The organism is Streptomyces sp. NPDC001513, from assembly GCF_042894695.1.
In the GTDB taxonomy this organism is placed as follows: domain Bacteria; phylum Actinomycetota; class Actinomycetes; order Streptomycetales; family Streptomycetaceae; genus Streptomyces.
Genome location: NZ_JBIAVU010000015.1, coordinates 37,868 through 50,676, shown reverse-complemented (window position 1 = coordinate 50,676; position 12,809 = coordinate 37,868). Strand labels below are relative to the sequence as shown.

At 70.0% G+C, this 12,809-nt stretch carries 14 protein-coding genes; all 14 read left to right on the top strand.

The genetic code is table 11. The annotated features are described in order from the left end of the window. Window positions 1-35: 35 nt before the first annotated feature. From ACFYZ4_RS30285 to ACFYZ4_RS30220, 14 genes are read left to right on the top strand one after another with little or no spacing between them, the layout of a single operon-like run. Window positions 36-1,673 carry a thiamine pyrophosphate-binding protein gene (locus ACFYZ4_RS30285; protein ID WP_390785341.1) on the top strand — a complete coding sequence of 546 codons (1,638 nt, stop codon included), beginning with the start codon at window positions 36-38 and terminating at the stop codon, window positions 1,671-1,673. A 50-nt stretch (window positions 1,674-1,723) separates the two neighbouring features. Beyond that, entirely contained in the window at window positions 1,724-2,158 is a 435-nt protein-coding gene (locus tag ACFYZ4_RS30280; RefSeq protein WP_351297088.1) for a nuclear transport factor 2 family protein, read from the top strand. Between the two features lie 23 nt (window positions 2,159-2,181). After that, window positions 2,182-2,637 carry a nuclear transport factor 2 family protein gene (locus tag ACFYZ4_RS30275; RefSeq protein WP_351297091.1) on the top strand — a complete coding sequence of 152 codons (456 nt, stop codon included), beginning with the start codon at window positions 2,182-2,184 and terminating at the stop codon, window positions 2,635-2,637. Window positions 2,638-2,650: 13 nt separating this feature from the next. Further along, window positions 2,651-3,022 carry a nuclear transport factor 2 family protein gene (locus tag ACFYZ4_RS30270; RefSeq protein WP_351297093.1) on the top strand — a complete coding sequence of 124 codons (372 nt, stop codon included), beginning with the start codon at window positions 2,651-2,653 and terminating at the stop codon, window positions 3,020-3,022. 10 nt (window positions 3,023-3,032) lie between these two features. Then, complete coding sequence (locus ACFYZ4_RS30265) at window positions 3,033-4,637, top strand: GMC family oxidoreductase (protein ID WP_390785340.1); 1,605 nt, start codon at window positions 3,033-3,035, stop codon at window positions 4,635-4,637. Then, the gene (locus ACFYZ4_RS30260; protein ID WP_351297097.1) at window positions 4,630-5,241 is read left to right on the top strand and encodes a DJ-1/PfpI family protein; all 612 of its coding nucleotides are present in this window, start codon (window positions 4,630-4,632) and stop codon (window positions 5,239-5,241) included. The genes ACFYZ4_RS30265 and ACFYZ4_RS30260 overlap by 8 nt, the downstream gene beginning before the upstream one ends. Next, window positions 5,241-5,684: a VOC family protein gene (locus ACFYZ4_RS30255; RefSeq protein ID WP_351297099.1), complete on the top strand. Its 444-nt coding sequence runs from the start codon at window positions 5,241-5,243 to the stop codon at window positions 5,682-5,684. The genes ACFYZ4_RS30260 and ACFYZ4_RS30255 overlap by 1 nt, the downstream gene beginning before the upstream one ends. A gap of 1 nt (window position 5,685) precedes the next feature. Beyond that, complete coding sequence (locus ACFYZ4_RS30250; RefSeq protein ID WP_351297101.1) at window positions 5,686-7,509, top strand: AGE family epimerase/isomerase; 1,824 nt, start codon at window positions 5,686-5,688, stop codon at window positions 7,507-7,509. A 37-nt stretch (window positions 7,510-7,546) separates the two neighbouring features. Then, on the top strand, window positions 7,547-7,891 hold the full coding sequence (locus ACFYZ4_RS30245) for an STAS domain-containing protein (RefSeq protein WP_319722283.1): 345 nt from the start codon (window positions 7,547-7,549) through the stop codon (window positions 7,889-7,891). Further along, window positions 7,888-10,026 (top strand): glycogen debranching protein GlgX, encoded by a 2,139-nt coding sequence (glgX, locus tag ACFYZ4_RS30240; RefSeq protein ID WP_351297104.1) that lies wholly within the window; start codon window positions 7,888-7,890, stop codon window positions 10,024-10,026. Before ACFYZ4_RS30245 ends, glgX begins: the two co-directional genes overlap by 4 nt. Before the next feature lie 16 nt (window positions 10,027-10,042). Further along, window positions 10,043-10,354, top strand: coding sequence for an STAS domain-containing protein (locus tag ACFYZ4_RS30235; protein ID WP_351297106.1), 312 nt, complete (start codon window positions 10,043-10,045; stop codon window positions 10,352-10,354). Beyond that, the gene (locus ACFYZ4_RS30230; RefSeq protein ID WP_390785339.1) at window positions 10,351-10,824 is read left to right on the top strand and encodes an ATP-binding protein; all 474 of its coding nucleotides are present in this window, start codon (window positions 10,351-10,353) and stop codon (window positions 10,822-10,824) included. Before ACFYZ4_RS30235 ends, ACFYZ4_RS30230 begins: the two co-directional genes overlap by 4 nt. Next, window positions 10,806-12,065: a PP2C family protein-serine/threonine phosphatase gene (locus tag ACFYZ4_RS30225; RefSeq protein WP_351592234.1), complete on the top strand. Its 1,260-nt coding sequence runs from the start codon at window positions 10,806-10,808 to the stop codon at window positions 12,063-12,065. Before ACFYZ4_RS30230 ends, ACFYZ4_RS30225 begins: the two co-directional genes overlap by 19 nt. Next, the gene (locus ACFYZ4_RS30220; RefSeq protein WP_351592231.1) at window positions 12,066-12,809 is read left to right on the top strand and encodes a MinD/ParA family protein; all 744 of its coding nucleotides are present in this window, start codon (window positions 12,066-12,068) and stop codon (window positions 12,807-12,809) included.

Below are 12,809 nucleotides of genomic sequence, written 5' to 3'. Positions count from 1 at the left end.
ATCCGCAGGGAAGTCGGAGAGCAGAGGGGGAATTCATGGAAGCCACTCCCGGACGGGAAAGGCTGATCGAGCAGTTCAAGGCCGACGGCCTGAATGTGATGTTCGGAAATCCGGGGACGGTGGAACAGGGATTCCTCGACGCGGTGGACGCGGCGCAGGACTTCACCTACATCCTCGCCCTCCAGGAGACCGTGGCCGCCGGCATCGCCGACGGGTACGCCCGGGCGACCGGCGGCGCGGCCCTGCTCCAACTGCACTCCGGAGTGGGGCTGGGCAACGGCATCGGGATGCTCTACCAGTCGCTGCGCGGCCACACCCCGCTCGTCGTGGTCGCCGGTGACGCCGGGGTGCGCTACGACGCCATGGACGCGCAGATGGCGTCCGACCTGGTGGCGATGGCCAAACCGGTGACCAAGTACGCGACGCGGGTCACCGACCGGCACTCCGTGCTCCGTACCGTCCGGCGCGCCGTGAAGATCGCGCTCACCCCGCCCCGGGGGCCCGTGTTCGTGGCGCTGCCGATGGACGTGCTGGACGAGCTCAACTCCGAGCCGGTCCTGCCGTCCACGGTGCCGCTCACGGACGTGGCGCCCTCGCCGGCCTCGGTGGGACGGGCGGCCGCGCTGCTCGCCTCCGCGCAGCGGCCGGTGGTCCTCGTCGGTGACGGGGTCTCGCTCTCCGGGGCGCAGAACGAGCTCGCCGCCGTCGCCGAGCTGCTGGGCGCCGACGTGTACGAGGTCGACTCGTCCGAGGTGAACATCGCGGCCTCGCACCCGCTGCGGCGCGGCCAGACGGGCCACATGTTCGGCCCGCACAGCAAGGAGCTGGTCGGGGACGCCGACGGGGTGCTGATCGTCGGCACCTATGTCTTCCCGGAGGTGTTCCCCGAGCTGGAGAGCCCCTTCCGGGCGGGCGCGAAGGTCGTCCACATCGATCTCAACGCCTACGAGATCGCCAAGAACCACCCGGTGGACCTGGGCCTGGCCGCCGACCCCCAGCAGGCGCTGCGCGCGCTGGCCGGCGTACTGGACCGGCTGCTGACCCCGCAGCAGCGGGCGGCGGCGACCTCCCGGCTCGACGTACGGACCCGGGAGCGGGCCCGCGAGGCGCAGGTGGCCACGGACGACGGATCGCCGATGGCCGTCTTCCTGAAGACCCTGGCCGAGCGCACCGGCGGGGACCTGATCGTCTTCGACGAGGCGCTGACCACCTCACCGCTGGTCACGCGGTTCCTGCCGGCGGAGCGCCCGGGCGACTACCACCTCACGCGGGGCGGTTCGCTCGGGGTGGGCTTCCCCGGTGCGGTCGGCGCCAAGCTGGCCCGCCCGGACCGGCTCGTCGTCGGCTTCGCGGGTGACGGCGGGTCGATGTACACGTACCAGGCGCTGTGGACGGCCGCCCGGCACGGCATCGACGCCAAGTTCGTGGTCTGCAACAACCGCAAGTACCGGCTGCTGGACGACAACATCGCCGAGTACTGGCGGGAGCGGGACATCCCGGCGCACGAGTACCCGGGCTCCTTCGACCTCTCGCACCCCGAGATCGACTTCGCCGGGCTGGCCCGGTCCCTCGGCGCCGGCGGGATGCGGGTGGAGAAGCCGGACGAGGCCGTCTCCGCCGTGGGCCGGATGCTGTCCCACCCCGGACCCTTCCTCGTCGACATCCAGATCTGACAGCCGACAGCCATCCGACGCAAGTCCCAGCACGGACAGGAGGAGACCGCATGCCCGCCGAGCGGCAGCTGACCGAGGACGAGATCCGCAGTTTCGCCGAGAAGTGGTACGTGGCGCTGGACCGGCACGTGGGGGCGGCCGAGGTGCTCGCCCTGATCACCGAGGACCTGGAGTTCAAGGTCCCCGAGGACACCTTCCTCGGCCACGAGGGCTTCGGCCGCTGGTACGAGGCCGTCACCAACCGCTTCTTCGACGAGGTGCACACGGTCACGAAGGTGGAGCCCGTCATCGAGGGCGACCGGGCGGTCGTCCGGGTCCTCGTCAACTGGCAGGCCAAGATCTGGAACCCGCCGGCCGCCCGCAGCGAGTGGCTCGGCTTCGACGCCGATCAGACGTGGACCGTGGTCGCCGGTCCGGACGGGCCGCTGATCAAGCAGTACACCGTCAACGACCTGGCACCGATGCCCGGTTCCGGCTCCCTCTGACCGCCGGCGAAGGAGAAGCGACCATGACCGAAGTGACGCAGGAGCGGGTGCGGGCGGCCTACGCCGCCCTCGGCTCCGGCGACCGGGCGCGCATCCTGGAGTACTACTCCGAGGACCTGCGCTGGCTGGTGCCGGGCAACCACCCGCTGGCCGGCTGGTACGAGAGCCTGGACGCCTTCCTGGAGCTGATGGGGCAGACCCACAAGCTCACGGGCGGCACCTTCCGGATGGACCTGGAGGCGGTCCTCGTCGGCGAGGACTGTTCCGCGGACGTGTGCCGCAACGTCGCCCTGCGGGCCGGCGCGGCCGAGACGAGCGGCTCCCCGTACGAGCGGATGGACTACCCGGTCTTCCACTACATGCGCTGGCAGGACGGCCGGATCGTCGAGGGCCGCGACGGGCTCTTCGGGGACTCGGCAGCCGCCTTCAGCCAGTTCTGGGCGCCGTTCGCGCCGGACGGAACCCGCAGGGACCGATAGGGGGATGAGCGCGATGGACGCACGACAGATCCTTCAGAAGTACTACGAGTACGCCAACGCCGGGGACTGGGACCGCTGGTGCGACCTGTTCGCCGACGACCAGGTCATGGACGAGCAGCTGGCCGGGCACATCGAGGGCCTGGAGGTCCTGCGCTCGATGATGAAGGGCATGGGCACGATGTACCGGGTCTTCCGGAACGAGCCCGTGCACTTCCTCGTCGACGGTGAGAAGGCCGCGGCCGTCTCGCACCTGACCGCGGTCAGCGCCTCGGGCGAGCCCATCGAGGCCGAGGTCATGAACTTCTTCCGGATCGTGGACGGAAAGATCGCCTACATGGCGAACTACCACGACACGGTTCCCTTCCAGGTGCTGAGCCAGGGCTGAGGGGGGACCCGTGAGCGCGGAAGAGTACGACTACATCTTCGTCGGATCCGGCACCGCGGGCAGTGTCCTCGCGGGCCGGCTCTCCGAGGACCCGGACGTCTCCGTCCTCGTCCTGGAGGCGGGCGGCTCCCGGATCCCGCCCGAGGTGGACGACCCGTCCTCCTGGTACAAGCTCCTCGGCGGCCCCGTGGACTGGGGCTACACCAGCACCCCGCAGCCCGGCCTGGACGGCCGCCGCACGTACGAACCGCGCGGCAAGGCCCCGGGCGGCAGCAGCAACCTCTACATCATGATGCACATCCGGGGCCACGCCTCGGACTTCGACAACTGGGCCTACCAGGGCGCGGCCGGCTGGGCACACGAGGACGTGCTCCCGTACTTCGCCCTGCTGGAGGGCCAGGAGGACGCCACCGCCGCCACCACCGGCACCCGGGGTCCGCAGCGGATCACCAACGCCGGGCGGCACGGCCCCAACCCGGTCTCCCGCGCCTTCATCGACGCCGCCGTCGAGCTGGGCCACGAGGAGATCGCCGACTTCAACACCGACGGGCCCCGGCGCGGCCTCTTCGGCACCGGCTGGCACCACATCGACGTGGCCGACGGCCGCCGCCAGGGCGCACTGGCCGCCTATCTGGAGCCCGCGCTCGGCCGGCCGAACCTGACCCTGCGCACCAATGCGCAGAGCACCCGGCTGCTCGTCGACGGGGACACCTGCACGGGTGTCGAGTACGTCCAGCTCCGGGCCCCCGCCGAGGTCCCCGGCCGGACCGTGGGCGACGGGCACAGCAGTGCCGCGGCGCCCGGGCTGCACACCGTACGGGCCCGCCGGGAGGTGATCGTGGCGGCCGGGGCGATCGAGTCCCCGAAGCTGCTGCTGCTCTCCGGCATCGGCCATCCGGAGCAGCTGCGCGAGCACGGCATCGAGGTGACCGCGGCCCTGCCCGGGGTCGGCGAGAACTTCCACAACCACGTCCTGACCGGGCTGATGGCCGAGGTCACCCAGGAGCTGCCGCCGCCGGCGCAGAACCTGTCGGAGAGCGCTCTTTTCCTGTCCTCGCGGCCCGGCCTGCCCGCGCCCGACCTGCAGATCGCCTTCGTCCACGTGCCCTTCGACGTGATCGTCGGCCAGGACCACCCCAACACGGTGTCCATCCTGCCCGGTGTCGTACGGCCGGTCTCGCGCGGCTGGATCAGGCTGGCGAGCGCCGACCCGCTGGCCCACCCGCTGATCAACCCCAACTACCTGGGCGACCGCTGGGACCTGGAGCGGATGGTGCAGGGCGTCAAGACCGCCCGGGAGATCTTCGCGACCTCCGCCTTCTCCCCCTGGTACAAGCAGGAGCTGCAGCCCGGACCCGGCTACGTGAGCGACGACGACCTGCGGACCTTCGTGAAGCAGAAGTCGGAGAGCTACCACCACCAGGCCGGCTCCTGCCGCATGGGCATCGACGACTTCTCCGTGGTCGACCCCGAGCTGCGGGTGCACGGCGTACGGAACCTGCGCGTCGTCGACGCCAGCGTGATGCCCGCGGTCCCGTCGGGCAACTGCCACACCGCCATCGCGATGATCGCCGAGCGCGCGGCGGACTTCCTGAGGGGGACCTCCCGTGCCTGATGCCGTCCTGCGCGAGGGCGCGCTGTCCGGGACCCGGATCGCGGTCCTGGTCGAGAGCGACTACTACGAGCCTGAGATCTTCTACTACGGACACCGGTTCGCCGAGGAGGGCGCCGAGGTCGACTTCCTGACCCGGCTGTGGGGCAACGACTCCATCACCTTCTCCGGGCACGAGTACCGGGCGCCGTTCACCGCCGACAAGTCCCTGGAGGGGCTGAGCGACGAGGAGCTGCGCCGGTACGCGGCGATCATCGTGCCCTCGGGCATGGTGGCCGACCGGCTGCGCTACACCGAGGACGTGGACGTCCTCGCTCCGGCGACCGAGCTGCTGCGCCGGGCCTTCGAGGAGCCGACGGTCCTCAAGGGGATCATCTGCCACGGCATGTGGCTGGCCGCCTCGATCCCCGACAAGATCCAGGGCCGCAAGGTGGTCTGCCACAACAACCTCATCGGCGACGTCCGCAACATGGGCGCCGAGTACGTCAACGAGGACGTGGTGGTCGACGGGGACCTGGTCACCGGCCGCACCGGCGCCCACCACCACCTCTTCGCCCGCCGGCTGATCGAGCTGATCGCGGCGGGGCGGGGCCGGGGGGCTGCCTGATGGCCGGCCTGGTCTGGTCGCACGTGGGCCTCAACTGCGTGGACCAGAAGACCACGGAGGACTTCTACACCCGCTACTTCGGCTTCTCCCGGGCCCGGGTGGTCGACCTCGGGGAGTCGCAGATCGTGTTCCTGCGCAAGGGGGACGCGTACCTGGAGCTCTTCGCGGCGGGTACCGATCCGGCCCGGCCGGCCCACGAGGACGGGCCGCAGGCGCCCGGCCGGATGCGCCACCTGGCCTTCCAGACCGACAGCGTGGACGCGTTCCTGGCCGAGCTGGGCGACGCGGCCGAAGTGACCCTGGGGCCGCTGGACTTCGACGACTTCATCTGCGGCTGGCGGACCGTGTGGGTCCGCGATCCCGACGGGGTGATCGTCGAGGTCAGCCAGGGATATGAGGACGACCGCTCTCACGAGGGCTCTCACGACAAGGACGGTGCTTGACATGGCGGATGCCGTGAGCTTCTCCTTCTCCGACACCATCGCCGGCTACGTCGAACGCTTCGACTCCGGGGCGCGCGTGCTGCGCCTGAAGACCTCCGACGGGCGCGGGTTCGACGTCTCGCTCGCCGGGGACCCCAGCGCCGAGCTGGTCCGCAACCTGGACGAGCCCTACATCGACGCTTCCGGGCACATCGACGAGATGCTCTCGCCGGGCCGCTTCCTCTTCGTCTACGGAGTCCACTACCCGGAGCACGGCGGGCGGTTCGACGCCAAGCGGCTGGTCTTCCTGGGCCGCGGCGCCGAGGACTTCCGGTTCGAGGAGCCCAGCTGGTGGATCAAGCAGATCGAGTCGCTGGCCGACTTCTACAAGCGGGCCCAGTTCGGCGACGGGCCGGTGGACTTCGCCGAGTACCGCACCGAGATCCGGCTCGGCGGGGACAAGACCGCCAGCCACGTCCAGGAGACCGACACGATCTCCCGCCTGGTCTACGGCATGGCCTCGGCCTACCTGCTGACCGGCAAGGACGAGTACCTGGAGGTCGCCGAGCGCGGCACCGAGTACCTGCGCAAGCACATGCGGGTCGTGGACAGCGAGGAGGACGTGGTCTTCTGGTACCACGGCATCAGCGTCGACGGGGACAGCGAGCGCAAGCTGTTCACCTCGGAGTTCTCCGACGACTACGACGCGATCCCGATGTACGAGCAGATCTACGCGCTGGCCGGCCCCATCCAGACGTACCGGGTCACCGGTGACGTCCGGATCAAGAACGACGCGGACGCCACCATCCGGCTGTTCGACAAGTTCTTCTTCGACCCGGAGCAGGGCGGCTACTACTCGCACATCGACCCGATCCTGTTCAGCGCCGACCACGAGTCCCTCGGCGAGAACGCCGAGCGCAAGAACTGGAACTCGGTCGGCGACCACGCGCCCGCGTACCTGATCAACCTGTACCTGGCGACCGGCGACCAGAAGTACGCCGACTTCCTCGAGTACACCTTCGACACCATCGCGGACAAGTTCCCGGACTACAAGAACAGCCCCTTCGTCCAGGAGCGCTTCTTCCGCGACTGGTCGCACGACACCGCGCACAGCTGGCAGCAGAACCGCGCGGTGGTCGGCCACAACCTGAAGATCGCCTGGAACCTGATGCGGATGAACTCGCTGAAGGCCAAGCCGGCGTACGAGGACCTCGCCAGGAAGATCGGCGAGATCATGCCGGCCGTCGGCAGCGACGTGCAGCGCGGCGGCTGGTACGACGTCGTCGAGCGGATCAAGTCCGGGGACGAGGAGACGTATCGTTTCGCCTGGCACGACCGCAAGGCCTGGTGGCAGCAGGAGCAGGCGATCCTCGCCTACCTGATCCTGAACGGCACGGTCGGCGGCGAGGCGAACCTGCGCGAGGCCCGGCAGGCGCAGGCCTTCTACAACACCTTCTTCCTCGACCACGACGAGGGCGCCGTCTACTTCAACGTGCTCGCCAGCGGTACGCCGTACCTGCTCGGCACCGAGCGCCTCAAGGGCAGCCACTCGATGTCCATGTACCACTCGGCGGAGCTCTGCTACCTCTCCGCCGTCTACAACAACCTGCTCATCAACGGCCGGGAGATGGACTTCCACTTCCAGCCCGACCCGACCAACCTGCCCGACCGCGTCCTGCGCGTCTCGCCCGACCTGCTCCCGGCCGGCTCGGTGCGGATCGCGTCCGTGGAGATCGACGAGAAGCCGTACACGGACTTCGACGCGGACGCCCTGACGGTGCGGCTGCCCGACGTCCAGGGCCGGGTGAAGGTCAAGGTCCGGCTGCGGCCGACGGCAAAGAAGTAGCGCTCAACGGGGGGCGCCCCAAACAGAGGGGAAGGCAATGACTCTCAACGTCAAGGAACGCCGGAACAAGACGGGCACCGTGCTCGTCGCCACCGGTGAGATCAACAGTGAGACATCCGGTTCGCTGCTCCAGGCCCTGCTGCCGCTCGTCCGCGAGGGCAAGCCGCTGAAGATCGACCTCACGGCCGTCACCTACGTCTCCAGCGCGGGCCTGCGCACCCTCCTCGTCGTCTACCGCGAGGCGCAGCACGCCGGCGTCGCCGTCACCCTCTACGGGGTGAGCGAGGAAGTCCGGTTCGTCATGTCGGCCACCGGCTTCCTCGACTTCTTCGAGACCGGCGAGGCCGTCGCGGCCGCCGCCAAGGCCAAGGCCGCGCGATGACCGAGACCCGGTCCGAGCAGGTCCTGCGCGTCGACGCGTACCCGACCCACGAGGTGGGCGGGTACCGCGTCCGCGCGGGCAAACCGTTCCCCTTCGGGGCCAACGTGGTCCCCGGCGGGGTCAGCTTCTCCGTCTTCTCCGACCAGGCCACCTCCATGACGCTGGTCATCTACAAGCGCGGAGAGCCCGAACCGATGGCCGAACTGGAGTTCCCCCAGGAATTCCGCACCGGCAGCGTGTTCGCCATGACCGTCTTCGGCCTCGACCACGAGAACATCGAGTACGGGTACCGGGCCGACGGCCCCTACGACCCGGTCACCGGCCACCGCTTCGACGCCCGGCAGGTCCTCTCCGACCCCTACGCCCGGCTGATCGCCGGCCGTGACGTGTGGGGCGTGGAGCCGGACCGCAGCCGCGGCTACCAGTACCGCTCCCGCGTCTGCCTCCAGGACTTCGACTGGGGCGACGACACCCCGCTGGGCATCCGCGCCGAGGACCTCGTCGTCTACGAGACCCACGTGCGCGGCTTCACCCGGCACCCCAACTCGCAGGTCACGGCGCCCGGCACCTTCGCCGGGCTGCGCGAGAAGATCCCGTACCTCAAGGAACTCGGCATCAACTGCATCGAGCTGCTGCCGGTGTTCGAGTTCGACGAGAGCGACAACCCGCGCTCCAACCCGGAGACCGGCGAGCACCTCTTCGACTACTGGGGCTACAACACCATCTCCTTCTTCGCCCCCAAGGCCGGCTACGCGGCCACCGGCCGGTACGGGATGCAGGGCGACGAGTTCCGCACGCTGATCAAGGACCTGCACGCGGCCGGCATCGAGGTCATCCTCGACGTCGTCTTCAACCACACCGCCGAGGGCAACGAGCAGGGCCCGACGATCTCCTTCAAGGGGCTCGACAACGCCACGTACTACATGCTCACGCCCGAGGGGTACTACTTCAACTTCAGCGGCACCGGCAACACGGTCAACTGCAACCACCCCGTCGTGCGCAACTACGTGCTCGACTGCCTGCGCCACTGGGTCGCCGACTACCACATCGACGGGTTCCGCTTCGACCTGGCGGCCATCCTCGGCCGCTCCGCGGACGGGACCCCGTTGCCCAATCCGCCGCTGCTGGAACTGCTCGCCTACGACCCGGTCCTGCGGCACACCAAGCTCATCGCCGAGGCCTGGGACGCCGGCGGCCTCTACGAGGTCGGCAACTTCCCGGCGTACGGCCGCTGGGCGGAGTGGAACGGCAAGTACCGCGACACCGTGCGCAGCTTCCTCAAGGGCGACCCCGGGGTCACCGGCGAACTGGCCACCCGCATCGCCGGCTCGCCCGACCTGTACTCCAGCCGCGGGACCTCGGCGTCGGTCAACTTCCTGACCGCGCACGACGGCTTCAGCCTGGCCGACCTGGTCTCGTACAACGACAAGCACAACGAGGCCAACGGCGAGGGCAACAACGACGGCGGCAACGACAACGCCAGCTGGAACTGCGGCGCCGAGGGGCCGACCGACGACCCCGGGATCAACGCGCTGCGGCTGCGCCAGATGAAGAACGCCCTGGCCATCCTCTTCACCAGTCAGGGCATCCCGATGCTGCTGTCCGGCGACGAGGTCGCGCGCACCCAGCAGGGCAACAACAACACGTACTGCCAGGACAACGAACTCTCCTGGTTCGACTGGGACCAGGTCGACGAGAACGCCGAACTGCTGCGCTTCACACGGGAGATGATCGCCTTCCGCAAGCGCCACCGCGAGCTGCGCGCCACCGCCCACCCCACCGGCCAGGTCCGCGAGAACCTGGGCCTGCCGGACATCAGCTGGCACGGGGAGCGGGCCTGGCAGCCCGACTGGTCGTCCGAGAGCCGGCTGATCGCCGTGGCCCGCTGCGGCACCGGGGACGACGACGTGGTGTACGTGGCCATGAACGCGCACTGGGAGTCGCACGACCTGGAACTGCCCGCCCTGCCGGGAGGCCGGAGCTGGCACCTGTTCGCCGACACCGGAGCCGAGGCACCGCACGACATCCGCACCCCCGGCGGCGAGCAGGAACTGGACAACGCCGGGAAGTACCTGATCGGCCCGCGCTCGGTCGTGATCCTGGTGGGCCGTACCAATGATCCCGAGATGCTGTGACCGAAGGAGACCTGACATGCCGCTTTCCGTGTCCCTGAGCATCGAGGGCGACACCACCGTCATCGAGCTGACGGGCGAGCTGGACGCCAAGACCGCACCGGACTTCCACCAGACCATCGAGAAGGCCGCCGGACACGGCACCAGCACCGTCGAGATCAGGATGGCCGGCGTGGGCTACATGGCCAGCGCCGGACTGCGCTCCCTGGTCTTCGCCCAGCAGAAGGTCGCGAACGACGTCACCATCAAGGTGGTCGGTGCCATCGAGCCCGTGTCCCGGACCATCCGGACGGCCGGACTCGACCGGAGCATCGTCCTCTCCGATGAGTGACCACCGTGACTGACATGGCCGAACTGGCGAGGACGTCCTCCCTGCTGGAGGTGCCCGCGACGGTGGGGGCACTGGGCGACATCGCCGCGTTCGTCCTGCGGCTGGCCGGCCGGGCGGGCCTGGGCAAGAGCGCCACGTACCGGATCCGGCTGGCCGTGGACGAACTGGCCACGAACATCGTGATGCACGGGTACCGGGGCGGTGGCGGACGGATCACCGTCCGCGGCCGCGCCGGCCCGGGCGGGGTGCAGATCACCATCGAAGACGCCGCACCCGCCTTCGACCCCGCCGAAGGCCGTCTCCCGCCCGCCCCCGGGGTCCCCCCGGAGGACCGGAGGATCGGCGGCCTCGGCATCCACCTGGCTCTGACCAGTGTGGACGAGTTCGGCTACGCGCACCGGGACGGCCGCAACATCAGCACGCTGACCGTGAAGGCTGAGGAGACGGACCGATGCCCTCCACGACCGTGATCATCCTCGATGCGTACCCGTCACCACCGCCCGAGCTCCTGCGGGCGCTACGGCTCATGGACGCGGAACTCGTCCCCCGTACGCTGACGGAGCTGCTCGCGGGCCCGCTGGAACTGCTGCCCGTCGCGGACGTGCTGCTGGCCCCGGCCGAGTCCGACGGGGAGTCCGTCCGGGCGGCCGTGCGCCGGCTGCGCCGCTGGGCCGGCGCCCCCATCGTGGTCGTCTGGACCGTGACGGAGTTCGCCGCCCTGGAGGCACACGTCCGGATCGGGCACGACTACCTCGTACCGCCCTTCCTGCCCGCCCTCGTCGGGGCCCGGCTGCACAGCTGCTCGGAGCGCGCCGGACTCGGCCGCACCCTGCGGGAGGCCGACGCCCGCGCCGAACTCATGGGCTACGAGAAGGAACTGGAGATCGGCCGGGAGATCCAGGCGGGCTTCCTGCCCGAATCGCTGCCCGTCCCGGCGGGCTGGGAGATCGACGTGCGCTTCCGGCCCGCCCGCCAGGTCGCCGGGGACTTCTACGACGTCTTCGAGATCTCCCGCGGCCGCCGGCTGGCGTTCGTCGTCGCCGACGTCTGCGACAAGGGGGTCGGCGCCGCGCTGTTCATGGCGCTCATCCGCTCCCTGCTCCGGCACACCGCGCAGAACAGCGGCCTCCAGCACCTGGTCGCCGCCGGACGCACCGGAGGCAGCCGGCGCATCCCGGTCGTCGGCGCCACGCCGTTGCTCAACGCGGTCACCGCCACCAACGGCTACCTCACCCGCAACCACCTGCGGCAGGGCTACTTCGCCACCCTGTTCTTCGGGGTGCTGGACCCGCTCACCGGTAGCCTCGTCTACATCAACGGCGGCCACAACCCGCCCCTGCTGCTGCCCGCCGACGGCAGCCCGCCCCTGGCCCTGGACGTCACGGGCCCGGCCGTCGGGGTCCTGCCCGACGTCGTCTACACCCTCGGCTACGCCCAGCTGGACCCGGGCGACACCCTCTTCGCCTTCACCGACGGAGTGCCCGAGGCCCGCTGCCCGAACGGCAGTTTCCTCGGCGACGAACGCATGCTGGAACTGCTCGCCGGCCCGCTGGTGAGCGGAAAGGACGTGGTCGACCGGATGGACCTGGCGGTGCGCGAGCACACCGGCACCGCCGAACAGCACGACGACGTCACCATGCTGGCCCTGCACCGGCCACGCGCGGCGCGGGGGCCGCACGCGGACGGTGCCGGCCACAGGGTGGTGGCCTAGATGGCCCGCACCATCGTGGTGCACTCGCACCGCGGTGGCACCGGGAAGTCCTCGGTACTGGCGAACCTCGCGCTGCTGATCGCGGCCGGGGGGCGCCGGGTGGGGCTGGTCGACACCGACATCCAGTCACCCACCCTGGACCTGCTGTTCCGGCTCGGACCCGGTGCCTCCCTCGCCGACTACCTCCTCGGCCGCTGCGAGATCGAGACCACCGCCCAGCAGGCCGGCGTGCCCGGACTGTACGTCGTACCAGCCCGGACCGGGACGGCCGCCCTGCGCGAGATCATGACCAGCGGCTACGACGTGGGGCTGCTGCCGGAGGGCTTCGACAGGCTGGCCGAGCACCACGCGCTCGACGTGCTGCTGCTCGACACCCACGCCGGGCTCAACAACGAGTCGGTGACCGCCATGGCGAGCGCCGACGTACTGATGATCATGGCCCGGGCGGACCGGATCGACCTGTCCGGGGTCGAGGAGACCATCGCCCTCGCCGGCCGACTGACCTGCCGGCGGACCGTGGTGCTGAGCATGGCCCCCGAGGGCATGGACCGGGACAGGGCCCGGCGGCGCGCCGAGGAGGTCTACGGGGCGCCGCTGGCCGGAATCCTTCCGTACTCGCCGGAAATGGCGGCCCTGTACGGGGAACGCATATTCGCAGATGCCCACCCCGACCACCCCCTGGTCGGTGAATTCCGCACCATCATCTCGGCGTTGGACGCACGTGACGAAGTATCGCGGGCCTGA

Coding starts and splice junctions, on each gene's coding strand:
- ACFYZ4_RS30285 (WP_390785341.1), top strand. CDS start 36: ATGGAAGCCACTCCCGGACGGGAAAGGCTGATCGAGCAGTTCAAGGCC.
- ACFYZ4_RS30245 (WP_319722283.1), top strand. CDS start 7,547: ATGACTCTCAACGTCAAGGAACGCCGGAACAAGACGGGCACCGTGCTC.
- ACFYZ4_RS30250 (WP_351297101.1), top strand. CDS start 5,686: ATGGCGGATGCCGTGAGCTTCTCCTTCTCCGACACCATCGCCGGCTAC.
- ACFYZ4_RS30270 (WP_351297093.1), top strand. CDS start 2,651: ATGGACGCACGACAGATCCTTCAGAAGTACTACGAGTACGCCAACGCC.
- ACFYZ4_RS30255 (WP_351297099.1), top strand. CDS start 5,241: ATGGCCGGCCTGGTCTGGTCGCACGTGGGCCTCAACTGCGTGGACCAG.
- glgX (WP_351297104.1), top strand. CDS start 7,888: ATGACCGAGACCCGGTCCGAGCAGGTCCTGCGCGTCGACGCGTACCCG.
- ACFYZ4_RS30275 (WP_351297091.1), top strand. CDS start 2,182: ATGACCGAAGTGACGCAGGAGCGGGTGCGGGCGGCCTACGCCGCCCTC.
- ACFYZ4_RS30225 (WP_351592234.1), top strand. CDS start 10,806: ATGCCCTCCACGACCGTGATCATCCTCGATGCGTACCCGTCACCACCG.
- ACFYZ4_RS30280 (WP_351297088.1), top strand. CDS start 1,724: ATGCCCGCCGAGCGGCAGCTGACCGAGGACGAGATCCGCAGTTTCGCC.
- ACFYZ4_RS30220 (WP_351592231.1), top strand. CDS start 12,066: ATGGCCCGCACCATCGTGGTGCACTCGCACCGCGGTGGCACCGGGAAG.
- ACFYZ4_RS30235 (WP_351297106.1), top strand. CDS start 10,043: ATGCCGCTTTCCGTGTCCCTGAGCATCGAGGGCGACACCACCGTCATC.